24 protein-coding genes and 1 tRNA gene are annotated in these 21465 nt (G+C 60.4%); 20 read left to right on the top strand and 5 right to left on the bottom strand.

Annotated features, from left to right (window positions below; all coding sequences use genetic code 11):
* Window positions 1–64 precede the first annotated feature (64 nt).
* The 3 genes from acs to FH08_RS0114795 all read left to right on the top strand — a co-directional run bounded on the left by acs (window position 65) and on the right by FH08_RS0114795 (window position 4530).
* Window positions 65–2047, top strand: coding sequence for an acetate--CoA ligase (gene acs / locus FH08_RS0114805; protein ID WP_031359070.1), 1983 nt, complete (start codon window positions 65–67; stop codon window positions 2045–2047).
* A gap of 127 nt (window positions 2048–2174) precedes the next feature.
* A complete protein-coding gene (locus tag FH08_RS0114800) occupies window positions 2175–2504 on the top strand; it encodes a DUF4212 domain-containing protein (protein WP_031359069.1) in 330 nt (109 codons plus the stop codon).
* Window positions 2505–2511: 7 nt separating this feature from the next.
* Entirely contained in the window at window positions 2512–4530 is a 2019-nt protein-coding gene (locus tag FH08_RS0114795) for a sodium:solute symporter family protein (RefSeq protein WP_031359068.1), read from the top strand.
* A gap of 104 nt (window positions 4531–4634) precedes the next feature.
* On the opposite strand, the gene FH08_RS0114790 is transcribed toward FH08_RS0114795, so the two are convergent.
* Window positions 4635–4724 (bottom strand) — tRNA-Ser (locus FH08_RS0114790).
* A 202-nt stretch (window positions 4725–4926) separates the two neighbouring features.
* On the opposite strand from FH08_RS0114790, the gene FH08_RS0114785 reads away from it, so the two are divergent.
* Together FH08_RS0114785 and FH08_RS0114780 are read left to right on the top strand one after the other, a co-directional pair.
* Window positions 4927–5256: a type II toxin-antitoxin system RelE/ParE family toxin gene (locus tag FH08_RS0114785; protein ID WP_031359067.1), complete on the top strand. Its 330-nt coding sequence runs from the start codon at window positions 4927–4929 to the stop codon at window positions 5254–5256.
* A gap of 73 nt (window positions 5257–5329) precedes the next feature.
* On the top strand, window positions 5330–5581 hold the full coding sequence (locus FH08_RS0114780) for a helix-turn-helix domain-containing protein (protein WP_235210371.1): 252 nt from the start codon (window positions 5330–5332) through the stop codon (window positions 5579–5581).
* 177 nt (window positions 5582–5758) lie between these two features.
* Here the strand turns inward: FH08_RS0114780 and FH08_RS0114775 are convergent, their stop codons facing one another.
* The 3 genes from FH08_RS0114775 to FH08_RS0114765 all read right to left on the bottom strand — a co-directional run bounded on the left by FH08_RS0114775 (window position 5759) and on the right by FH08_RS0114765 (window position 8636).
* Window positions 5759–6169 (bottom strand): PIN domain-containing protein, encoded by a 411-nt coding sequence (locus tag FH08_RS0114775; RefSeq protein ID WP_031359065.1) that lies wholly within the window; start codon window positions 6167–6169, stop codon window positions 5759–5761.
* A complete protein-coding gene (locus FH08_RS0114770) occupies window positions 6162–6395 on the bottom strand; it encodes an AbrB/MazE/SpoVT family DNA-binding domain-containing protein (RefSeq protein ID WP_031359064.1) in 234 nt (77 codons plus the stop codon). The genes FH08_RS0114775 and FH08_RS0114770 overlap by 8 nt, the downstream gene beginning before the upstream one ends.
* A gap of 63 nt (window positions 6396–6458) precedes the next feature.
* A complete protein-coding gene (locus FH08_RS0114765) occupies window positions 6459–8636 on the bottom strand; it encodes a malate synthase G (RefSeq protein WP_031359063.1) in 2178 nt (725 codons plus the stop codon).
* Between the two features lie 293 nt (window positions 8637–8929).
* On the opposite strand from FH08_RS0114765, the gene FH08_RS0114760 reads away from it, so the two are divergent.
* Complete coding sequence (locus FH08_RS0114760; RefSeq protein ID WP_031359062.1) at window positions 8930–9634, top strand: glutathione S-transferase N-terminal domain-containing protein; 705 nt, start codon at window positions 8930–8932, stop codon at window positions 9632–9634.
* Between the two features lie 218 nt (window positions 9635–9852).
* Here FH08_RS0114760 and FH08_RS52560 read toward each other — a convergent pair whose 3' ends face one another.
* A complete protein-coding gene (locus tag FH08_RS52560; protein ID WP_160172472.1) occupies window positions 9853–10005 on the bottom strand; it encodes a hypothetical protein in 153 nt (50 codons plus the stop codon).
* 53 nt (window positions 10006–10058) lie between these two features.
* Here FH08_RS52560 and FH08_RS0114755 point away from each other — a divergent pair, with 53 nt between their 5' ends.
* From FH08_RS0114755 to ccmI, 14 genes are read left to right on the top strand one after another with little or no spacing between them, the layout of a single operon-like run.
* Entirely contained in the window at window positions 10059–10217 is a 159-nt protein-coding gene (locus tag FH08_RS0114755) for a periplasmic nitrate reductase, NapE protein (RefSeq protein ID WP_031359061.1), read from the top strand.
* Between the two features lie 60 nt (window positions 10218–10277).
* A complete protein-coding gene (locus FH08_RS0114750) occupies window positions 10278–10613 on the top strand; it encodes a chaperone NapD (protein ID WP_031359060.1) in 336 nt (111 codons plus the stop codon).
* The gene (napA, locus tag FH08_RS0114745) at window positions 10585–13089 is read left to right on the top strand and encodes a periplasmic nitrate reductase subunit alpha (RefSeq protein WP_031359059.1); all 2505 of its coding nucleotides are present in this window, start codon (window positions 10585–10587) and stop codon (window positions 13087–13089) included. The genes FH08_RS0114750 and napA overlap by 29 nt, the downstream gene beginning before the upstream one ends.
* A gap of 10 nt (window positions 13090–13099) precedes the next feature.
* On the top strand, window positions 13100–13606 hold the full coding sequence (locus FH08_RS0114740; RefSeq protein WP_031359058.1) for a nitrate reductase cytochrome c-type subunit: 507 nt from the start codon (window positions 13100–13102) through the stop codon (window positions 13604–13606).
* 9 nt (window positions 13607–13615) lie between these two features.
* Complete coding sequence (locus tag FH08_RS0114735; protein ID WP_031359057.1) at window positions 13616–14230, top strand: NapC/NirT family cytochrome c; 615 nt, start codon at window positions 13616–13618, stop codon at window positions 14228–14230.
* A gap of 11 nt (window positions 14231–14241) precedes the next feature.
* Window positions 14242–14937 (top strand): cytochrome c biogenesis heme-transporting ATPase CcmA, encoded by a 696-nt coding sequence (ccmA, locus tag FH08_RS0114730; RefSeq protein WP_051888280.1) that lies wholly within the window; start codon window positions 14242–14244, stop codon window positions 14935–14937.
* Window positions 14925–15593 (top strand): heme exporter protein CcmB, encoded by a 669-nt coding sequence (gene ccmB, locus FH08_RS0114725; RefSeq protein ID WP_031359055.1) that lies wholly within the window; start codon window positions 14925–14927, stop codon window positions 15591–15593. Before ccmA ends, ccmB begins: the two co-directional genes overlap by 13 nt.
* Window positions 15594–15606: 13 nt before the next feature.
* Window positions 15607–16326 carry a heme ABC transporter permease CcmC gene (gene ccmC / locus FH08_RS0114720; protein ID WP_031359054.1) on the top strand — a complete coding sequence of 240 codons (720 nt, stop codon included), beginning with the start codon at window positions 15607–15609 and terminating at the stop codon, window positions 16324–16326.
* The gene (locus tag FH08_RS53380) at window positions 16326–16514 is read left to right on the top strand and encodes a hypothetical protein (RefSeq protein ID WP_031359053.1); all 189 of its coding nucleotides are present in this window, start codon (window positions 16326–16328) and stop codon (window positions 16512–16514) included. Before ccmC ends, FH08_RS53380 begins: the two co-directional genes overlap by 1 nt.
* The gene (gene ccmE, locus FH08_RS0114710; RefSeq protein WP_031359052.1) at window positions 16511–16981 is read left to right on the top strand and encodes a cytochrome c maturation protein CcmE; all 471 of its coding nucleotides are present in this window, start codon (window positions 16511–16513) and stop codon (window positions 16979–16981) included. The genes FH08_RS53380 and ccmE overlap by 4 nt, the downstream gene beginning before the upstream one ends.
* Window positions 16978–19017, top strand: coding sequence for a heme lyase CcmF/NrfE family subunit (locus tag FH08_RS0114705; RefSeq protein WP_051888279.1), 2040 nt, complete (start codon window positions 16978–16980; stop codon window positions 19015–19017). Before ccmE ends, FH08_RS0114705 begins: the two co-directional genes overlap by 4 nt.
* A complete protein-coding gene (locus tag FH08_RS0114700; protein ID WP_031359050.1) occupies window positions 19014–19553 on the top strand; it encodes a DsbE family thiol:disulfide interchange protein in 540 nt (179 codons plus the stop codon). Before FH08_RS0114705 ends, FH08_RS0114700 begins: the two co-directional genes overlap by 4 nt.
* Window positions 19546–20127, top strand: coding sequence for a cytochrome c-type biogenesis protein (locus FH08_RS0114695; protein ID WP_235210369.1), 582 nt, complete (start codon window positions 19546–19548; stop codon window positions 20125–20127). The genes FH08_RS0114700 and FH08_RS0114695 overlap by 8 nt, the downstream gene beginning before the upstream one ends.
* Window positions 20124–21365: a c-type cytochrome biogenesis protein CcmI gene (gene ccmI / locus FH08_RS48430; protein WP_035566249.1), complete on the top strand. Its 1242-nt coding sequence runs from the start codon at window positions 20124–20126 to the stop codon at window positions 21363–21365. The genes FH08_RS0114695 and ccmI overlap by 4 nt, the downstream gene beginning before the upstream one ends.
* Window positions 21366–21465 lie beyond the last annotated feature (100 nt).

Genomic DNA, 21465 nt, shown 5'->3' with positions numbered 1-21465 from the left:
CGGCTTCGGAGCCTGAGCTCCGGTGTCGCGGTTATCAGAGTCACCATCAAAGAAGGGGTTGTCGATGTCTGCGATTGAATCCGTACTTCACGAACGCCGTATTTTTCCGCCTTCGGCCAAAGCGACGGCTGGTGCAGCGATTTCTGGCATGGACGCGTACGAGGCTTTAACGTCCGAAGCCGAACGCGATTACGAAGGCTTCTGGGCGCGGCTCGCGCGCGAGACGCTTAGCTGGCACAAGCCGTTCACCACTGTGCTCGACGAATCGAATCCGCCGTTCTACAAGTGGTTCGAAGACGGAGAGATCAACGCATCGTATAACTGCATCGACCGTCATGTGGAAGCCGGCCATGGCGCGAAGAACGCAATCATCTTCGAAGCCGATGACGGCGCCGTTGTCAACGTCACGTATCAGGATCTTCTGCAGCGCGTTTGCCGCTTCGCCAATGCGCTGAAGAAGCGCGGCGTGAAGAAGGGCGATCGCGTGGTGATCTACATGCCGATGTCGGTGGAAGGTGTGGTCGCCATGCAAGCCTGCGCGCGCATCGGTGCGACGCACTCGGTCGTGTTCGGCGGGTTCTCGTCGAAGTCGCTCAACGAGCGGCTGGTGGACGTGGGCGCGGTCGCGCTCATCACGTCGGATGAACAAATGCGCGGCGGCAAGGCGCTACCGTTGAAAAGCATCGCCGATGAAGCCATCGCAGCCGGCGGTTGCGACGCGGTCACGAGCGTGATCGTGTACAAGCGCACGGGTGGCAAGACGCAATGGCATGAAGGCCGCGACCTCTGGATGCACGAGCTGGTCGAGCATGAATCCGATCAGTGCGAGCCGGAATGGGTCAGCGCCGAACATCCGCTGTTCATCCTGTACACGTCCGGTTCCACGGGCAAACCGAAGGGCGTGCAGCACAGCACCGGCGGCTTTTTGCTGTGGGCAGCGCAGACCATGAAGTGGACCTTCGACGCCAAGCCCGACGACGTGTTCTGGTGTACCGCCGACATCGGCTGGATCACGGGGCATAGCTATATCGCGTACGGTCCGACCGCCATTGGTGCGACCCAGATCGTGTTCGAAGGCGTGCCGACCTATCCGAACGCCGGGCGCTTCTGGGACATGATCGCGAAGCACAAGGTCACGATTTTCTACACCGCGCCGACCGCGATCCGTTCGCTCATCAAGATGGCCGAAGCCGATGCAAAAGTGCATCCGAAGAGCTTCGATCTGTCGACGCTGCGCATTCTCGGCACGGTCGGCGAGCCGATCAATCCGGAAGCGTGGATGTGGTATCACGAGAACGTGGGCCGGGGTATTTGTCCTATCGTCGATACGTGGTGGCAGACCGAAACCGGCGGCCACATGATCACGCCGCTGCCGGGCGCCACGCCGCTCGTGCCGGGTTCCTGCACGCTGCCGTTGCCCGGCATCATGGCGGCTGTCGTCGATGAAACCGGTCAGGACGTGCCGAACGGGCAGGGCGGGATTTTGGTGATCAAGCGGCCATGGCCGTCGGCATTGCGCAATGTGTGGGGCGATCCGGAGCGCTACAAGAAGAGTTACTTCCCTGAAGAACTCGGCGGCACGCTGTACCTCGCCGGCGACGGCGCCGTGCGCGACAAGGAGACGGGTTACTTCACGATCATGGGGCGCATTGATGACGTGTTGAACGTATCGGGGCATCGGCTTGGGACCATGGAGATCGAGTCGGCGCTGGTGTCGAATCCGCTCGTGGCGGAAGCGGCGGTGGTCGGTCGTCCCGACGATACGACCGGCGAAGCGGTGTGCGCGTTCGTCGTGCTGAAGCGCTCGCGTCCTGAGGGCGATGAAGCGAAGCAGATCGCCAATGAACTGCGCGCGTGGGTCGGGAAGGAAATCGGCCCGATCGCGAAACCGAAGGACATTCGTTTTGGCGAGAATCTTCCCAAGACTCGTTCAGGGAAGATCATGCGGCGGTTGCTGCGTTCGCTCGCCAAGGGCGAGGAGATCACGCAGGACATCTCGACTTTAGAGAATCCCGCGATCCTGGATCAACTCGGCGAAGCGCGTTAATTTGGCTTGAGTATCATCCGGCTTGAAAGAACGGCTCCCAGTTTCAGGGAGCCGTTTTTATATCTTACGCCCGGCGCACGATGTCGATCCCGATTGCCGCTTCTTGAAGCATTTGGTAGATAAGCACATGTCTTCGATCCCGACGCCTCCTCCGAGTCCCGCCGAACCACCGCCCGTCACGGAGGCGATGGCGCTCGCGCATCGGTTGTATTGGCGAACGAATCTTGTGCTGATCTCGGTGCTGATGCTGATCGGATTGGTGGTGTCGTTCGGCATTCCGCTGATGGCAACGCGACTCGCTGATATACGTTTCGCGGGCTTTCCGCTGCCGTTCTACTTTGGCGCTCAGGGCGCGATCCTTGTGTATGTCGCGTTGATCGTGGTGTATATCGTGCTGATGCAATTCGCCGATGCCCGCTTGCAACGGTCTCTTGCTCAAGCGCCGCCCGAGCCATGAATTGCCGATGAAGCTCACCCATCGACTCATCCGGGCCTACGCGCTTTACACGCTCGGCTTCTTCCTGTTCATCTATGTGATGGCGCGCATCGAGCGCGTGACCGGCCCGGGCACGTGGATCGGCTATGTGTTCCTGTTCGTGCCGATAGCCGTCTATGCTGTGATCGGCTTGTTGTCGCGGACGTCGGATCTGGTTGAGTATTACGTGGCCGGGCGGCGCGTGCCGTCCGCGTTCAACGGCATGGCGACGGCTGCGGACTGGTTATCGGCGGCGTCGTTTATCGGGCTGGCCGGGTCCATCTATGCGACCGGTTACGATGGCCTCGCCTACATGATGGGCTGGACCGGCGGTTATTGTCTCGTCGCGTTCCTGCTCGCGCCCTACGTTCGCAAGCTTGCCCGCTACACCATCCCCGACTTCCTCGGCACGCGCTTTTCGAGCAACCTCGTGCGCGGGATCGCGGCGTTCGCGGCTATCCTGTGCTCGTTCGTTTATCTCGTCGCGCAGATCCAGGGCATCGGGCTGATTGCGTCGCGGTTTATCGGTATCGATTTCGCTATCGGGATCTTCTGCGGGCTCGCCGGTATTCTCGTGTGCTCGTTTCTTGGCGGCATGCGTGCGGTCACGTGGACGCAGGTCGCGCAGTACATCATCCTGATCAGCGCCATGCTGATTCCCGTCTCGATGATCGCGCATCGCGAAGGGCTCGGCTGGTTGCCGCAGCTTTCGTATGGACGCTTGCTGGAGCGTGTGGAAGTGCTTGAGCGGGCGGTTGAGCGTTCGCCCGAGGAAGCCCGGGTCCGCGACGATTACCGGCGTCAGGCGCAGCAGATCCAGACGCAGATCGATGAGTTGCCGGCGTCGTTTCATACGGGCCAAGCGCGGCTTGTTGAGGAGATAGCGGACTTGCGCCGGCACAACGGGCCGTTGCGCGATATCGGCGAGCGGGAACGCGAACTGGCGTCGTTCCCGAAGACACCCGCCGAGGCGAACGTTCAATGGAACCGCGCCCGCGATGAGATGCTTGAACGCGCCGCACCGTCGGTGCCAATGGCTGAGGCATTCCCCCCTTCCGACGATGAAAGCGCGCAATTGCACAGGCGGAATTTTCTGTCGTTACTGCTGTGTTTGTCGTTGGGAACGGCGAGTTTGCCGCATATCCTGACTCGCTATAACACGACTACATCGGTGGCATCCGCGCGGCGCTCGGTCGGATGGACGCTGTTTTTCGTCGCGCTGTTTTATGTGAGCGTGCCCGTGCTCGCAGTGCTGATCAAGTACGAGATGCTGACGGGAATCGTCGGGCACAAGTTCGCTGATCTCCCTAACTGGGTCATGCAATGGCGCAAGGTGGAGCCGTATCTGATTCACATCGGCGATGTGAACCGCGACGGCATCGTGCGCTGGTCCGGTATTCAGATGCAGCCGGATATGGTGGTGCTCGCCGCGCCGGAGATTGCGGGGTTGCCGTATGTGATGTCGGGGTTGATCGCGGCGGGGGCGCTTGCCGCGGCGCTTTCTACCGCCGATGGCTTGCTGCTGACGATCGCGAATGCGCTTTCGCACGATGTGTATTACTGCATGGTCGATAAAACCGCGAGCAGTCAGCGAAGGGTCACCATATCGAAGATATTGTTGCTGGGGGTGGCGTTGTTTGCTTCGTATGTGGCTTCGCTTAATACGGGGAATATCCTGTTCCTGGTGGGGGCGGCGTTTTCGTTGGCGGCGTCGAGCTTGTTTCCGGCGTTGGTGCTGGGCGTGTTCTGGAAGCGGACCACGAAGCTTGGGGCGGTCGCGGGGATGCTGGCGGGGTTGAGCGTGTGCGTGTATTACATCGTGTCGACGTACCCGTATTTCACGCAGATGACAGGGTGGTCGGGCGCGAGGTGGTTTGGGATCGAGTCGATCAGTTCGGGAGTGTTCGGGGTGCCGGCGGGGTTTGTGGTGGCGGTGGTGGTGAGTCTGTTTGATCGGAAACCGGATGCGTATACGAGGGCGTTGGTTGATTACATCCGGCATCCGTGAGGGGGAATGTTTGCAGTTTGGGACGCACCGGAAAACAGAAAACCCGCGTCGGCACAAGGCTCGATGCGGGTTTCGGGTGCTACTCAACAATGTGAAACGTATTCTGGCGGAGAGACGGGGATTCGAACCCCGGTTAGGTTTGACCCTAAACACGCTTTCCAGGCGTGCGACTTAAACCGCTCATCCATCTCTCCAGCAAGTCGCGGATTATAGCAAACTCGCGCCCCTATGCCAGCCCCCTTGTTGAGAAGAGGTTCGGAACGGGCGGACACGCATGAAACGGAGCGATCTCACGATGCTTCGCTTTCGGGTTAGCACGCCGACAAACGGAAGGCTGCGGCGAGAGACTCCGTCCCCTCCCCACATAAATATCGCAAATATGCTAACATTTAGCTGATGACATGGACCATCGCCTATTACTCTGCCCGCGTCCGTGAGGACGTAGAAAAACTTCCCGGTGGCATCCTTGCAAGCTACTTTCGCCTTGTGGAAACAATGGAAGTTCACGGTGCAAATCTGCGTATGCCGCACTCGCGAGCGATGGGTGACGGATTGTTCGAGTTGCGCCCCAAAGGCCCGGAAGGTATCGGGCGCGTGTTCTACTGCACGCAGGTGGAACAGCGCATCGTAGTACTGCACTCGTTCACCAAGAAAACCCAGGAAACGCCAGACAGCGAATTGCGTATCGCCCGCAGGCGTATGAAGGAGGTACGGAACTATGGCTAAGACCAGACTGGAACGCGAACTTGCGGAACGATATGACCCGGTGCCACACGACAGGGCTTTCCGCGACAAGATCATGGCAAAACCGGGCGTGAAGGCGGCGTACGATGCACTTTCCGAAGAGTACTCCGCGCTGGATGCCGTACTTGTGGCCCGCAAGGAGGCCGGATTGACGCAAGCGCAAATCGCCGAGCGCATGGGCACGACTGCATCGGCCGTATCACGGCTCGAAGCGTCCTTTTCCAGCGAAAAGCATTCACCTTCTTTCGCCACGTTGCGCAAGTATGCGGCTGCGTGCGGTAAGCGCCTTGTTATCTCAATGGTGTGAGTGCCGTGGCTCGGTCCGGTGGCTGAATCGTGAACTGCGCTCGCGCGGAATGATGAATCTCGGCGCGGATATTGAAGCCATCGAATGATCGGCGATTAGGCTCTGGTCAGAGTAATCAAAGATGCAATGCTCTTGCGTGCTTGTTGAACAACAAACATACATCGCAACCATCGCAGGTCACACACCCGTACCAACAAACGGATTAACAATCCGCAACCTCTCCTCGATAACCAACCCATCATGCATGTCCTCGGAGTAGAGGACATCGCATCCGGCGAGTAGCGCTGCTGCTGCAATCATCGAGTCATAGACAGACAACCCGTATCGCTCTGAAATCCGCCGGCCGGTATCATGGGTTTCCACGGTCAGAGGCTCAGTCGTGCATACCGCCCGAACTGCATCCAGCACATCGTTTGTCTCGTGCCACGACATGGCCAACTTGCGCCGAGTCACATTCGCGATTTCGTTCAGCACTTGAACGCTGATGACACCGCCTTCCGCCATCAAACCCTCAGCACGGTCTGCTTTGACCGCGTCGCCGGACAGAAGGTAAAGCGCCACGTTACTGTCCAGGAATACCTTAGCCATCGCGATTGGCGTCGTCGCGGCTGAATGTGAAATCTGCCGGCAGACGACCACGATATTGGCGGAGCCGGTCCAGCAGCGCCCGGCCGGTCGGCTTTTTCTTGATCTGGAATTCGCGCGCACCCGCAATAACGACTTCTACATCGTCGCCCTCGTGCAATTCAAGCGCTTCCACTACAGCTGCAGGGAGGCGGATCGCCAGACTGTTTCCCCACTTGGATACCTGCATGACTTCCTCGCTGGATATACGTTGTGGTATTGTATATCCAGCGAGCGGGCAGGCTCCGATCTTTCAACCGTGCAACTGCTTAACCTCCAGCCGGAACTTATGCAGCAACGGTTCCGTATAGCCACTAGGCTGCGCGCGTCCCTCAAAAACAAGCGCCTTCGCCGCCTTGAAAGCCAGTGACGTTTCAAAGTGACCGGCCATCGGCTGGTAATCCGGGTCGCTGGCATTTTGCTTATCAACCACCGCCGCCATGCGCTCGAACGTCTCGTTGACCAGCGCCTCCGACACCACCCCGTGATGCAGCCAGTTCGCAATATGCTGGCTCGAAATGCGCAGTGTCGCGCGATCTTCCATCAGCCCGATATCGTGGATATCCGGCACCTTCGAACATCCCACGCCCTGGTCGATCCACCGCACCACGTAACCCAGAATCCCCTGCGCGTTGTTCTCGATTTCCTGGCGAATTTCCTCATCCGGCCATTGCGCCTTTTCCACGACGGGAATCGTCAGCAGCCCATTGAGCAGTTCATCGCGTGCGCTAGCGTAGCTGGTCTTCTCCAGTTCCTGCTGCACCGCTTGCACATCGACCTGGTGGTAATGCAGTGCATGCAGCGTCGCGGCGGTGGGCGAGGGCACCCATGCCGTATTCGCGCCCGCCTTCGGATGAGCGATCTTCTGTACGAGCATGGCGTGCATCAGGTCGGGCATCGCCCACATGCCCTTGCCGATTTGCGCGCGTCCACGCAATCCCGAGCTCAACCCCGCGAGCACGTTATTGCGCTCATAAGCCGTGATCCACGCCGACGATTTCATGTCGCCCTTGCGCATCATCGGACCGGCTTCCATAGCGCTGTGCATCTCGTCGCCGGTACGGTCGAGGAAGCCCGTGTTGATGAACGCCACCCGCGCCGATGCCACCGCAATGCACGCCTGCAGGTTGACGCTCGTGCGCCGTTCCTCGTCCATGATGCCCATCTTGATGGTGTGACGCGGCAGGCCGAGCAGGTCTTCCACGCGCCCGAACAGCTCATCGGCGAACGCGACTTCCGCCGGGCCGTGCATCTTCGGCTTGACGATGTAAATCGATCCCGTGCGCGAATTGAGCTTGTTTTTCAGGTCGTGCAGCGCGCCGAGCGACGTCATCACGGCGTCAAGAATGCCCTCGGGAATCTCGTGGCCGTCGCGATCGACGATAGCCGGATTCGTCATCAGATGCCCGACGTTACGGATGAACAGCAGCGAGCGGCCATGCAGCTTTACCGTCGAGCCATCGGGTGCGGTGTATTCGCGATCGGCATTCAGGCGGCGCGTGAAGGTCTTGCCGTTCTTGGTGACCTGTTCCGACAGATCGCCTTTCATCAGGCCGGTCCAGTTGCGGTAGAGCTGGACTTTATCGGCGGCATCGACGGCTGCGACCGAATCCTCGCAATCGATGATGGTCGAGACCGCCGCCTCCATCAACACGTCTTTCACATGCGCGGCATCGGTCTTGCCGATGGAGTTGGTCGCATCGATCTGGATCTCGAAGTGCAGGCCGTGATGCTTGAGCAGGACTGCGGAAGGCGAGCCCGCATCGCCCTGAAAACCGATGAATTGCCCCGGCGATTTCAACGCCGACGAGCCGTTTTTCAACGCCACGACAAGCTTGCCGCCTTCTACGCGATACGCGGTGGCATCGACGTGAGAACCGTTGGCGAGCGGCGCGGCTTCATCGAGGAACGCGCGGGCGCGCGCAATCACCGCCGCGCCGCGAGCCGGGTTGAATTGCGCGGTGCGTTCGGCGCCGTTGGTGTCGGGTATCGCATCGGTGCCGTAGAGCGCGTCATACAGGCTGCCCCAGCGCGCATTCGCGGCGTTGAGCGCGTAACGCTCGTTGGAGAGCGGCACCACAAGTTGCGGTCCGGCTTGTTCGGCGATTTCCGTATCGACGTTCTCGGTCGTGGCCTGCACAGCAGCGCTCGCCGGCACGATGTAACCGATGCCTTCCAGAAACGCGCGGTAAGCCTTCAGATCACGCACGGGACCAGGATTTTTTCGATGCCACTGGTCCAGTTCCGTCTGCAACCGGTCACGTTCAGCAAGCAGCGCGCGGTTCTTCGGGGCGAGGTCGTGGACGAGGGCATCGAAGCCTTTCCAGAACGCGTCGCTCTCAATGCCGATGCCCGACAGCGCTTCATCATCGACGTACTGGCTGAGCTCGGCTGCAACCTGTAATCCGTTTCGCTTGATCATTTGACTCATGGGATATCTCCAGCTCTGTTTGTATTCGGTGCAATCACGCGTTCCAGCCGCCATGCGGTGTATTCGAGATTCCTGATACCGCTATGTTAACGCTTCTTTATCGATCCGATCCGATTCTGGCCCGTTTCTGGCCGCGTCGCGGCGTCGTGTAAAAAGACAAGCGTCGCCGGAATGTCTATATTTGTCGTCCTGCACACCCAGACAAACCAACACCCGATCCGGCGTGCTGTCGCGCCGTATCGCCGAGCCCGCTCTTCCAGAGTCTTAAAGTCTGAACGTTTAAAAGGATAACCATGACCGATCTCTCCGCCTTCCCCATCACGGCAAAATGGCCTGCGCAGCATCCCGACCGGATTCAGCTTTATTCGCTGCCGACGCCCAACGGTGTCAAGGTCGCAATCATGCTGGAGGAGACCGGGCTGTCGTACGAGCCGCATCTGGTCAGCTTCGAGACCAACGACCAGATGTCGCCGGCGTTTTTATCGCTGAATCCGAACAACAAGATCCCCGCGATCATCGATCCCAATGGACCGGACGGCAAGCCGCTGCCCTTGTTCGAGTCCGGCGCGATCCTGCTCTATCTCGCCGACAAGACCGGCAAGTTCATCCCCCAGGATGCGGCCGGACGCTATGAGACGATCCAGTGGCTCATGTTCCAGATGGGCGGCATTGGCCCGATGTTCGGCCAGCTCGGGTTCTTCAACAAATTCGCCGGCAAGGACTACGAAGACAAGCGCCCGCGCGACCGATACGTGGCGGAGTCGAAGCGTCTGCTTGGCGTACTCGAACAGCGGCTGCAAGGGCGTGAATGGATCATGGGCGATAACTTCACGATCGCCGACATAGCAAGCTTTCCGTGGATACGAAACCTGGTCGGCTTTTACGAAGCGGGTGAGTTAGTCGGCATCGAAAACTTCCCGAATGTCACGCGTGCGCTCGATGCGTTCGTCGCCAGGCCGGCGGTGGCAAGAGGGCTGAATATTCCGAAGCGGGGGTGAGGAGGCTTGCGAACCGGCTGAAAGGTATTCGCGACGAAGGTGGCCACGCGCTGCCTTCGTTTGTCTGTACATTGGGCAATGACATCTTGGGCCGAGCCTACACTTAGGTAGCGGTTTCCACCGGCCGAGCGGATTCCAACCAGTCGCGATCGTCGATCCTAAACCAAACCATTAAAAAACCACGGAATTTATTCAAAGTTCAAGAATTGAAATTTCAATTAAATCGAGTTCGTATGGGTTAATAACCAGCGATATAAAGACACCCGTTTTTCATAATTATTTTTAACTGCAACAATCACACGTTTCTCGCAAGCTCCTAAAACAATAAATCCCTTGACGCTTTCCCCGCCTGCGCCAACAATCACCTTCACAGCATCTCAAAAAAACCGGATTTTAATCGCGCAGCCTCTCGTATTTCATAATCATGACGGAAACCGAAACTCGCCTTCGAAAGACGGAAGAGCTCCGTAGCTTCCTCTTTCTGACCATTATCATGGTTCCTGTATTGACCATCATGTTCGTTGCCATTTATGGTTTCAGCGTGTGGTTCTATCAAATGCTGATCGGCGGTCCGCCGCACTGAATAACGACTAACGCGCGGATTAATTCGTTTCACGTAATTGAAAGCGACAGGAGTCGATGTATGTCTGCACGCCTGAAAAATGCATTCGTTGAACTCGTTTCAATTCCCGAGTCGCATATTGCGGGAATCGTCGTGCATGCGAGTCAATCGAATCTGGAAAAGATCAAACAGGCGATTTCATTGCTGCCGGGATCTGAAATTCACGCGGTCAGCCCCGAAGGGAAAATGGTCGTAACGCTGGAGGCCAGCCGGTCCACCGTCATCGCCGATCAGCTCAGCGCCATCCATGCGCTCCCGGGTGTTTATTCGGCTTCGCTTGTTTATCAGCATCACGAGGATATTGAAGCGCTCGACCAGGAGATTCGCGATGAGCCTGACGCGTCGAAGCTTTATTAAACAGACCGCGGCGGCGACCGCCGCATCGGCGGCCGGCGTTGCGCTGCCCGTTCTGGCCGCCGGCGCGAGCAAAGCCGCAGTCGCGATAGCGGAGGCTGACGTCACCTGGTCGAAAGCGCCGTGCCGCTTTTGCGGAACCGGATGCGGCGTCACCGTGGGCGTGAAGGCGGGCAGGGTCGTGGCAACACAAGGCGATCCGCTGGCCGAAGTGAATCGCGGCCTGAATTGCGTAAAAGGTTATTTCCTCTCGAAGATCATGTACGGCGAGGATCGCCTGACCACGCCGCTGCTGCGCATGAAGGACGGCAAGTACGCGAAGGACGGTGAGTTCACCCCGGTTTCATGGGATCAGGCATTCGCCACGATGGCCGAGCAATTCAAGCGCGTGCTGAAAGCGAAGGGGCCGACAGCGGTCGGCATGTTCGGCTCGGGCCAGTGGACCGTGTTCGAAGGCTATGCCGCGGTGAAACTCATGAAGGCGGGGTTTCGCAGCAACAATCTCGATCCGAACGCGCGGCATTGCATGGCGTCGGCCGTGACCGGTTTCATGCGAACCTTCGGCATGGACGAACCCATGGGCTGCTACGACGACATCGAGCAAGCTGACGCATTCGTGCTCTGGGGATCGAACATGTCGGAGATGCATCCGATTCTCTGGACCCGCGTGACGGACCGCAAGCTGAGCGTCCCCAAGACAACGGTCGCGGTGCTGTCGACGTTCGAGCATCGCAGCTTTGATCTCGCCGACTATCGGGTGATCTTCACGCCGCAGTCCGATCTCGCGATCATGAATTACATTGCGAACGTGATCATCAAGACGAATCGCGTGAACAAGGACTTCGTCACGAAGCACGTGACGTTCAAGGAAGGCAATGCGGACATTGGCTATGGCCTGCGTCCCGATCATCCGTTGCAGAAAGCCGCCAAAAACGCGGGCGATCCGAGCGGTTCGAAGCCGATGGACTTCGACGCGTTCGCGCGCTTCGTCTCGAAGTACGACGCGGATTACGTGACGAAGTTGTCGGGTGTGCCCAAGGCCAAGCTCGATCAGCTCGCGGAGCTTTACGCCAATCCGGACATCAAGGTGATGTCGTTCTGGACCATGGGTTTCAACCAGCACACGCGCGGCACGTGGGCAAACAACATGATCTACAACCTTCACCTACTGACTGGCAAGATCGCGACGCCGGGCAATAGCCCGTTCTCGCTGACCGGGCAACCGTCCGCATGCGGCACGGCGCGGGAAGTGGGGACCTTCTCGCATCGGTTGCCGGCGGACATGGTGGTGACGAATCCCGAACACAGGGCGCATGCGGAGCAAATTTGGCGGCTGCCTGCAGGCACGATTCCAGAGAAGCCGGGATACCACGCGGTGCTGCAAAACCGCATGCTGAAAGATGGCAAGTTGAACGCGTACTGGGTCATGTGCAACAACAACGTCCAGGCAGGCGCGAACCTGAACGAAGAGACGCTGCCGGGGTATCGGAACCCTGAGAATTTTATTGTGGTGTCGGACGTGTACCCGACCGCGACGGCCGTCTCGGCTGACCTGATCCTGCCCGCGGCGATGTGGGTGGAGAAGGAGGGCGCGTACGGCAATGCCGAGCGCCGGACGCAATTCTGGCATCAACTGGTGGAAGCGCCGAATGGTGCACGCTCCGATTTATGGCAGCTAATGGAGTTCTCGAAGCACTTCAAGATCGAGGAAGTCTGGCCGCCGGAGTTGATCGCGAAGCAGCCGGAACTGAAGGGCAAGACGCTCTACGACGTGCTCTACCGCAACGGCCAGGTCGATAAATTCACCAATAAAGAAAGCAATCCAAATTATAAAAACGATGAAGCGAAGGCCTTTGGTTTTTATGTGCAGAAGGGGCTCTTCGAGGAATACGCGACTTTCGGCCGTGGGCATGGTCACGATCTCGCGCCATTCGACGCGTATCACGAAGCGCGCGGCTTACGTTGGCCGGTGGTGGACGGCAAGGAGACGCGCTGGCGCTACAAGGAGGGGTCGGATCCCTACGTGAAAGCCGGCACGGGTTACCAGTTCTACGGCAACAAGGATGGCCGCGCGGTAATTTTCGCATTGCCCTACGAACCACCGGCTGAAGCACCGGACAAGGATTTTCCATTTTGGCTCGCAACCGGACGCGTGCTCGAACACTGGCATTCCGGATCGATGACGCGCCGCGTGCCGGAGTTATATCGGGCCTTCCCGAATGCCGTTTGTTTCATGCATCCCGACGATGCAAAAGCACTCGGCCTGCGACGCGGCGATGAAGTCAAGGTGATGTCGCGACGCGGTTTCATCCGTACGCGGATCGAGACACGCGGTCGTGACAAACCGCCGCGCGGTCTCGTGTTCGTACCGTGGTTCGACGCGAGCCAGCTGATCAACAAAGTGACGCTCGACGCCACCGATCCGATCTCGCTGCAGACAGATTACAAGAAGTGCGCCGTCAAGATTGTCCGAGTCTGAGGAGGCGGCCATGCGAACGTGGACCGTGGTGGTTGCAGCAAGTCTTTGCGTTTTTTCCCAGGCGGCGTGGACCCAGCCGGTGATTCCTGCCGAACCGTTTCACGACGCCATGCGCGGCACAACGCCGATCGATGAAGAGGCGAAACCGCCGTTGATTGCACCTATCGAAAATAAGGATGTCATCCGTGGCCGCGCCTATGCACAGCAGCCGCCGACGATCCCGCACAAGATCGACGGTTATCAACTCGACAAGAACGCCAACCGCTGCCTCGCGTGCCATGCGAGGAGCCGCGCGGCCGAGAGCGGAGCCGTGCCCATCGGCGTATCGCACTACCTCACACGAGACAACGAAACGCTCGGAAGCCTCTCGCCACGGCGCTATTTCTGCACGCAGTGTCATGTCCCGCAAGCTGATACGAAGCCGCTCGTCGGCAACACGTTCAAGGATGCGGAAGATGTGCGCGTCGCGCCCGGGCCTGCCGGGCCTGCTGGGCCGGAAGCGGCCGGGAAGAAATAGGAGCGTGCGATGTTCGGCCTGATAAAGCGCTACTGGCAGACGATTAACCGCCCGAGCACCTACTACAGCCTGGGCTTCCTGACGCTCGGCGGGTTTATCGCGGGCGTGGTGTTCTGGGGTGCGTTTAACACCGCGCTGGAAGTGACCAGCACGGAAGCGTTCTGCACCAGTTGCCACGAGATGCACGACAACACCTTCGCCGAACTGAAGACCACGATTCATTACAGCAACCGTAGCGGCGTGCGTGCGATTTGTTCCAACTGTCATGTGCCGCACAACTGGACGGACAAGATCGCACGGAAGATGCAGGCGTCGAAGGAAGTGTGGGCGAAGCTGTTCGGAACGGTCAACACGCGTGAAAAATTCCAGGAGAAGCGGCTGGAACTCGCTGAACACGAATGGCGCCGCATGAAAGCGAATGACTCGCTGGAGTGCCGCAATTGCCACTCGTTCGAGTCGATGGATTTCACGCGCCAAAGCCCGCGGGCGCAAAACGCGCATCAGCGCTTTCTCGCCACGGGCGAGAAGACGTGTATCGATTGCCACAAGGGCATTGCACACGAATTGCCAGACATGACTCAGGCAATGCGAGATCAACAATTGCGCGAAGCGCGTTCAAATTGAGAGGTCTATCGATGAATCACAACACGTTTATCCCATCGGAATTCTCTACGGCAGGATCGGGCGATGCACTTTTGTCTGTCGACAAACTCGCTTTCGACCGCGGTGGAGAAAGGCTCTTTAGCAACGTAGGATTTGACGTCGACGCCGGCCAGGTGCTGCAGATCCACGGCCCGAACGGCAGCGGCAAGACCACGCTGCTGCGCGTGCTCGCGGGGTTATTGCAGCCGAGCGCGGGCACGGTGCGATGGCGCGGCAAGGATGCCCAGGCGCGCCCGGAAGTGTGGCGGCAATCGCTTGCTTATCTCGGGCATCTGAACGGCATCAGCGACGACCTGACTGCAGCCGAGAACCTGACCTTCAGCTCGGTGTTGGGCGAAGTTGCGGAAGAGCGGATAGAGGTCCAGGAGAAAGCGCTCGAGAGCGTGGGGCTCGACCGCTACCGGCACGCGATTGTGCGCGGCTTGTCCGCGGGACAAAAGCGCCGGCTCGCTATATCGCGGCTGTTGCTGGAACACAAGCCGCTGTGGCTGCTCGACGAACCGGCCGCAGCGCTGGACGAAGAATCGTCCGGCGTGCTCGAACGCTGCATCGCGGGACATCTGGAGCGAGGCGGCATCGTATTGATGACCACGCATAAGCTCATCACCACCGCGCCCTCGGCTACCCGCAACCTCTACTTCGAACCGTGCGGCCGATGTTCCGACTGACGGCGCGCATCGTGCAGCGCGAACTGGCCCTGACGTGGCGGCGACGCACCGCCGCCCTCGGCTGCCTGCTGTTCTTCGTGATAGCGGCGAGCCTGTTTCCGCTCGCAGTCGGTGCGGACCCCGCGCTGTTGCAGGCTATTGCGCCCGGCGTGTTGTGGGTGACCGCGCTGTTCGCCGCGATGCTGTCGCTCGCGCGTTTATTCGGCCCCGATTTTGCCGATGGCGCACTCGACCAGATGCTGCTTTCGCCGCGTTCGATGTTGACGATAGTCATGGCGAAGATTGGCGCGCACTGGCTCACGAGCGGCTTTGCGCTCGTGTTGCTTGCGCCCGTTCTGGCGCTTCAATACGGGTTGCCCTTCGATACCGTCTGCCGCCTCACAGGGGCACTGTTGCTCGGAACGCCAGTCCTGAGCCTGATCGGTTCGATGGGCGCAGCACTGACGCTCGGCGTACGCGGCGGCGGCATGCTGCTCGCGGTATTGGTGCTGCCACTCGAAACGCCGGTGCTGATCTTCGGCGCCAACGCGGCCGATCCATCACGCGCCGGCGCATGGTCAACGGCCAACTTTTCGCTCCTCGGCGCAAGCCTTCTTGCGGCACTCGCGCTCTGCCCGGTGGCAACCGTCGCGGCGTTACGGATCTCTGCGGAATGAGGGCATATCAATCATGAACTCGTCTATAGCGCTGACCGGCTGGTTGCGTTATGCATCTCCGAGACCATTCCACCGGCTGGCGGGGAAGATGATTCCCCGCTTCGCTATTGCCGCCCTTTTGCTCGTGATGCCGGGCATCCAGATCGCGTTGTTCATCGCGCCCACGGACGCCGTGCAGGGCGATGTGTATCGCATCATGTTCGTGCATGTGCCGGCGGCGTGGATGTCGATGCTGCTCTATGTCGTGATGGCCGCTTACGCTGCGCTTGGCCTGATCCTGAACGCACGCCTTTCCGCGATGATGGCCCGCGCCATCGCCCCGACCGGCGCGCTTTTCACCGCCCTCGCGCTCGTGACGGGCGCGCTGTGGGGCCGCCCAACGTGGGGTGCGTGGTGGGTCTGGGACGCCCGGCTCACGTCCGAGTTGATTCTGCTGTTCCTGTATCTGGGCTTCATCTCGCTGCATGGCGCCATCGACGACACCCGCCGAGCCGATCGTGCCTGTGCCGTGCTCGCGCTCGCCGGGGTGGTCAACGTGCCCGTCATCTATTTCTCGGTGCAGTGGTGGTACACGCTGCATCAGGGCGCATCGCTTTCATTCGGCAGCGGGGTATCGATGGACAGCTCAATGCTCGCCGGCCTTGTGGTGATGACGCTGGCGTTCTGGTGTTACGCGATTGCCATGGCGCTCGTACGGGTGCGGCGGATTATCGATGAAGGGGAGGGCGCGTGATGAACATCATGAACAGCTTGACCGGTGGCGATGGCGATCTCTGGTACCTGTGGGTCGCGTTCGACATTACCTTCCTCGTGCTCGCCATCGAGATCGCAATAACTGTCGGTTCGAACAGGCGGCAGCGCAGGCGCGGGCGTGTTGCCCAGACGCACACGCGCACAAGCACATTGACGGAGAAACCGTGAAAGGGCGCACGCGGCGCGCGTGCGGTGTCGCCGCCGGGCTTGTGGCGCTCGGCGGCGCGGCCGCGCTCGTGTTGAATGCGTTTAACGCCAACGTGATGTTCTTCGTCACGCCCTCGCAACTCGCCTCGGGCAGCGTGAAACACGCAGCGCGATTGCGCGTAGGCGGGTTGGTAGAGCGCGGTTCGGTCGAGCGCGACGCCGGTGGCCTGACCGTGCGGTTCATGATCACCGACACCGCTCGAGAGATTCCGGTGCTTTACCGCGGGGCGTTGCCTGATCTGTTTCGCGAAGGCAAGGGTGTGGTGGCTCAGGGCAGGTTGTTGCCGGACGGTGTGTTCCTGGCGGATCAGGTGCTGGCCAAACACGATGAAAAATACATGCCGCCGGATGCCGCCGATGCCATCAAACGCGCGCGCTCCATGCGGGTATCGGATAAGGCACTTGCTCCCGCAGGAGTCACCCGATGATCCCGGAACTCGGTCAGTTTGCGTTGATCGTGGCGTTGCTCCTCGCGATCATGGCCGGCGTGTTGCCGCTTGTCGGCGCGGCACGCGGGATATCCGCCTGGACCCGAAGCGCGTGGGCGCTTGCACGTGCCCAATGCGGATTCGTCACGATGGCGTTCGCTTGCCTCGCGGTTTCGTTCATAGGCAACGATTTCTCAGTGGCGTATGTCGCATCGAATTCCAATTCGATGCTGCCGCTCATCTACCGCTTCGCCGCGGTCTGGGGCGGCCATGAAGGGTCGCTGTTGCTCTGGACCTTGCTGCTCACGTGGTGGATGGCGGCGGTATCTGTGTTCAGCAAGCAGCTTCCGCGACCCATGGTCGCGCGCGTGCTCGGCGTGATGAGCTGGATCAACGCGGGTTTTCTGGCGTTCATGCTCTGGACTTCCAATCCGTTCACGCGTCTTTTGCCGCCCGCGATGGATGGCCGCGATCTCAACCCGTTGCTGCAAGACCCGGGCATGGTCTCGCATCCACCCATTCTGTACATGGGGTATGTCGGCTTCGCCGTAGCGTTCTCATTCGCTGTCTCGGCGTTGTTGTCAGGGGAGCTCGATGCCGCCTGGGCGCGCTGGTCGCGCCCGTGGACCACGGCCGCGTGGACCTTCCTGACGCTGGGCATCATGCTCGGCAGCGGCTGGGCGTACTACGAACTCGGCTGGGGCGGATGGTGGTTCTGGGACCCCGTGGAGAACGCCTCGTTCATGCCCTGGCTCGTTGGTACGGCGCTGATGCATTCGCTCGCCGTCACTGATAAACGCGGCAGTTTTCGCGCGTGGACCGTGTTGCTCGCGATCTGCGCGTTCTCGCTTAGCTTGCTCGGCACGTTCCTTGTGCGTTCGGGCGTCATTACGTCGGTGCACGCGTTCGCCTCTGATCCCACGCGTGGCATTTTCATCCTCATGTTCCTGTCGATAGTGACCGGCGGCGCGTTGATATTGTTCGCATGGCGGGCACCGAAGATCGGGCTGGGTCCGGGATTCGCCGCGATATCGCGTGAGTCGTTGCTGCTATCGAACAACGTCTTGCTGATGGTCGCGGCCGCTTCGGTATTCCTCGGCACGTTGTATCCGCTCGTGCTCGATGTGCTCGGGCTCGGAAAAATTTCCGTCGGTGCGCCGTATTTCGATGCGGTATTCGTGCCGTTGATGACGCCCGCCGTATTCCTCATGGGCATCGGTCCGATTGCAAGGTGGAAGTCCGCGCGCCTGCCCGATATCGCCGTGCGTTTGAGTTGGGCGGTCGTGGTCAGCGTGGCGTCGGCGATCGCGTTGCCGTGGCTCGCGGGCGGATGGAAACCGATGGTGGCGCTCGGCATGCTGCTGGCCGTGTGGTGCGCGACGACCATGCTCACGGCGCTGGCCGGGCGTATCGCGGAACAGCGAGGGCCGTGGGTTCTGCGGTTCTTCCATGTGCCGCGCGGGTTCTACGGCATGCTGGTTGCGCACGTCGGCATCGGGATTTTTATCGCCGGCGTGACGCTGGTCAAAGGCTATGAAACCGAAGGCGATGCACGGCTGGATGTCGGGCAATCGATCGAGGCCGGCGGCTACACCTTTCGCTTCGATGGCACCAAACCGCTTGACGGTCCGAACTATCGCGCACTGCGGGCGAAGATCGTGGTGAGCCGGGAAGGGCGCGTGATTGCGGTGATGCATCCGGAAAAGCGCTTCTTTACCGTGCAGAAAACGACGATGACCGAAGCCGCCGTCAACCGCGGCGTGTTCCGCGATCTCTACGTCGCCCTCGGCGATGCAGCCGGAAACAGCAACACCGCGTGGACCGTGCGCGTGCAGATCAAACCATTCGTCGACTGGATCTGGGCGGGGTGTTTGTTGATGGCGTTCAGCGGCGTGTTGGCGGCAAGCGACCGGCGGTATCGGCTTGCCGTGCGCGAGCGGCGGGAGGTTGCATCGAGTGCGGTTCATGCGCGTATTCGAACTCAGGCGGCTATCGCAGCGGCGAACGTAGCGAACGTGAAGGAGACGAGATCATGAAACGCTTCCTGCTGCCGCTAATTTTCTTCGCGGGCTTGAGCGCGGTGTTGGCGGCGTCGTTATCGAACGATCCGGGACGCTTGCCGTCGACGTTCATCGGCAAGCAAGCACCCGCGTTCGACCTACCGCGTCTCGATGCCGCCGGCCGGCGCCTGTCTCCCGAAGCGTTGCGCGGCCAGGTGTGGGTGATGAACGTTTGGGCGTCGTGGTGCGAGTCGTGCCGCGATGAACAGCCGGCGCTCGTGGCGCTCGCACGAAAGAACATCGTTCCGATCTACGGGCTCGATTACAAGGATGAGCCGGATGCCGCGCGACAGTGGCTCAAGCAGGCGGGCGACCCGTATATTGCAACGATGATTGATCGCTCGGGGCAGACGGGTATCGACTATGGCGTGTATGGCGTGCCTGAAACGTTTATCGTCGACCGGCGTGGTGTGATCCGCTTCAAACGCTCGGGACCGCTCACGCAAGCCGCACTCGACACGCAAATCCTGCCGCTCGTGCGAAGCCTTCAACGCGAGGGCAGCGATGAATAGGATCGTGCCCGGGTTGTGTTGCGTGTTGGTGATTGGTGTGGCAGGCGCAGCCGCGAGATCCGGCGTTGTGATGATCGCCGATGCCGATTCCAGCGCTCAGGGAACCGCTCACGTTACGGTTGAAGCGCAGGTTCAAAGCAACGTTCGAAGCCAGGTCGATGCCAGCACAAGCGCCGGAATAACCGCAAATGCGAGTGCCGCTCCAGAACTCGCCGGTCGCATGCGCCGCCTCGAATCGAGCTTTCGCTGTCTTGTATGCCAGAACGAAACCATCGCGGATTCCACGGCCGATCTCGCCGCCGATCTGCGCTTGATCATTCACGAGCAAGTCCAGCAGGGCGCAACCGATGCGCAGATTCGCGACTACATGGTGACGCGTTACGGAGATTTCGTTCTCTACGATCCACCGTTCAAAACGCTGACGTGGGTCCTCTGGCTCGGTCCTTTCGCGCTCCTCGCACTTGGCCTCGGGGTGTTCGCCGGCATCGTTTTGCAACGCCGGAAGATGATGCCGCCAAAGCTCACCGACCTGCAGCAGCAACGCGCCCGACGTCTGCTGGGCAACCGTACATGATCACCTTCTGGATCATCGCAGCCGTGATGCTGATAACGGCCATCCTGTGCGCAGTCGTGCCGTTGATGCAGCGGGAAAGCGTAGCCGCTGCACCGAGGACTCGAGCGCTGAGCGTGTCGCTGTATCGGCGGGAATTGGCTGATGCCGACGCGGATCTGCGCACGGGCGCGTTATCGCCAGACCAACATGCAAGCATGCGCAGCGATATAGAACAGCGCGTACTTGCCGATGCCACCGGTTCGCGTTCGCTTGCACGCCGGTCCACACCGCGTACGGCTACACGCGCCGCAACCTGTGCCGTGCTGATTGCGCTTTTCCCGAGCGCTGCGTGCCTGCTGTATCTGAAGCTCGGCGAACCGGCGGCGCTTAAGCTGGACAACCCGCTGGACGAGTCGCTGGGTGTCTCGTTGGGCGTCTCGCACGACATGTCGTCGATGTCGGTCGAGATGATGGTTTCGCGGCTCGCATTTCGTCTGCGCGACCATGCGCCGGATCCTCGCGATGCCGCCGCCTGGGCCACGCTCGCACGCTCGTACACCGTCCTCGAGCGGCCAACAGACGCGGTCGCAGCCTACGCGAAAGCAGTAGCGCTCGAGCCGCGCGACGCATCGCTGCGAGCTGATTTCGCCGATGCCATCGCCAGCGCGGACGATGGCCAACTCGCCGGGCGAGCATCGGAGGAGATCGCGGCGGCGCTCGCCATCGATCCCGCTGATCCGAAGGCGCTTGCGCTGGCGGCGTCGGCGGCGTTCGAAGCGCGGGGGTATGCCCGCGCGATCGAGTATTGGCGACGGCTGCTTGCGACGCTCAAGGTGGATTCGCCCGAGGCCGTCCAGCTGCGTAAGAATATTGATGGGGCGCTGGGCGTGAGCGCGGTTACCGTGGATATTCGACTGGCCGATGGCGCGCACGTCGCCTCCGATGCAGCGGTGATCGTGACGGCACGCGCGAGCGACGCACCAACTTCGCTGAATCCAGCGAGCGCGGTCGTTGCTGCAGCCCCGTCGAACACATTGCTCGCCGAGCGTCATCTGGCCGCAGGTCAACTTCCCACTACGATCGTTCTCGATGACTCGCTTGCCATCAACGCAGCCGATACGCTCTCGGCGCACCAGCAGGTTGTGGTGGAAGCGCGGATTGTTTCGGCAACGGGCGGGAGCGACTTGACTGGACGAGGCGACGCCCAAGGCTCGGAGCATCGACACGCCAGCGTAGTGATCGCCGCGCCAGCGCCCTAAGCGCTTCATATCAACCGGCAACGTTCTCAGCCCTCCGATTTTCGACCCGCTGCAAAAACTTGTTAAGCTCGGCATTCGATCACCTCATTCGATCACCTTG

The sequence above is a fragment of the Caballeronia sordidicola genome (genome assembly GCF_000729995.1).
Lineage (GTDB): Bacteria > Pseudomonadota > Gammaproteobacteria > Burkholderiales > Burkholderiaceae > Caballeronia > Caballeronia sordidicola_A.
This window is presented reverse-complemented; position numbering and strand designations above follow the sequence as displayed.

Excerpts from the sequence above, each read along its gene's own strand:
- acs (WP_031359070.1), top strand. The coding sequence starts at position 65 with ATGTCTGCGATTGAATCCGTACTTCACGAACGCCGTATTTTTCCGCCT.
- FH08_RS0114795 (WP_031359068.1), top strand. The coding sequence starts at position 2,512 with ATGAAGCTCACCCATCGACTCATCCGGGCCTACGCGCTTTACACGCTC.
- FH08_RS0114775 (WP_031359065.1), bottom strand. The coding sequence starts at position 6,169 with ATGGCTAAGGTATTCCTGGACAGTAACGTGGCGCTTTACCTTCTGTCC.
- FH08_RS0114705 (WP_051888279.1), top strand. The coding sequence starts at position 16,978 with ATGATCCCGGAACTCGGTCAGTTTGCGTTGATCGTGGCGTTGCTCCTC.
- FH08_RS0114800 (WP_031359069.1), top strand. The coding sequence starts at position 2,175 with ATGTCTTCGATCCCGACGCCTCCTCCGAGTCCCGCCGAACCACCGCCC.
- FH08_RS0114770 (WP_031359064.1), bottom strand. The coding sequence starts at position 6,395 with ATGCAGGTATCCAAGTGGGGAAACAGTCTGGCGATCCGCCTCCCTGCA.
- ccmC (WP_031359054.1), top strand. The coding sequence starts at position 15,607 with ATGAACTCGTCTATAGCGCTGACCGGCTGGTTGCGTTATGCATCTCCG.
- FH08_RS0114700 (WP_031359050.1), top strand. The coding sequence starts at position 19,014 with ATGAAACGCTTCCTGCTGCCGCTAATTTTCTTCGCGGGCTTGAGCGCG.
- FH08_RS0114750 (WP_031359060.1), top strand. The coding sequence starts at position 10,278 with ATGTCTGCACGCCTGAAAAATGCATTCGTTGAACTCGTTTCAATTCCC.
- FH08_RS0114765 (WP_031359063.1), bottom strand. The coding sequence starts at position 8,636 with ATGAGTCAAATGATCAAGCGAAACGGATTACAGGTTGCAGCCGAGCTC.
- napA (WP_031359059.1), top strand. The coding sequence starts at position 10,585 with ATGAGCCTGACGCGTCGAAGCTTTATTAAACAGACCGCGGCGGCGACC.
- FH08_RS0114695 (WP_235210369.1), top strand. The coding sequence starts at position 19,546 with ATGAATAGGATCGTGCCCGGGTTGTGTTGCGTGTTGGTGATTGGTGTG.
- FH08_RS0114735 (WP_031359057.1), top strand. The coding sequence starts at position 13,616 with ATGTTCGGCCTGATAAAGCGCTACTGGCAGACGATTAACCGCCCGAGC.
- FH08_RS0114740 (WP_031359058.1), top strand. The coding sequence starts at position 13,100 with ATGCGAACGTGGACCGTGGTGGTTGCAGCAAGTCTTTGCGTTTTTTCC.
- FH08_RS0114785 (WP_031359067.1), top strand. The coding sequence starts at position 4,927 with ATGACATGGACCATCGCCTATTACTCTGCCCGCGTCCGTGAGGACGTA.
- ccmI (WP_035566249.1), top strand. The coding sequence starts at position 20,124 with ATGATCACCTTCTGGATCATCGCAGCCGTGATGCTGATAACGGCCATC.
- FH08_RS0114780 (WP_235210371.1), top strand. The coding sequence starts at position 5,330 with ATGGCAAAACCGGGCGTGAAGGCGGCGTACGATGCACTTTCCGAAGAG.
- ccmA (WP_051888280.1), top strand. The coding sequence starts at position 14,242 with ATGAATCACAACACGTTTATCCCATCGGAATTCTCTACGGCAGGATCG.
- ccmB (WP_031359055.1), top strand. The coding sequence starts at position 14,925 with ATGTTCCGACTGACGGCGCGCATCGTGCAGCGCGAACTGGCCCTGACG.
- FH08_RS0114760 (WP_031359062.1), top strand. The coding sequence starts at position 8,930 with ATGACCGATCTCTCCGCCTTCCCCATCACGGCAAAATGGCCTGCGCAG.
- FH08_RS0114755 (WP_031359061.1), top strand. The coding sequence starts at position 10,059 with ATGACGGAAACCGAAACTCGCCTTCGAAAGACGGAAGAGCTCCGTAGC.
- FH08_RS53380 (WP_031359053.1), top strand. The coding sequence starts at position 16,326 with ATGAACATCATGAACAGCTTGACCGGTGGCGATGGCGATCTCTGGTAC.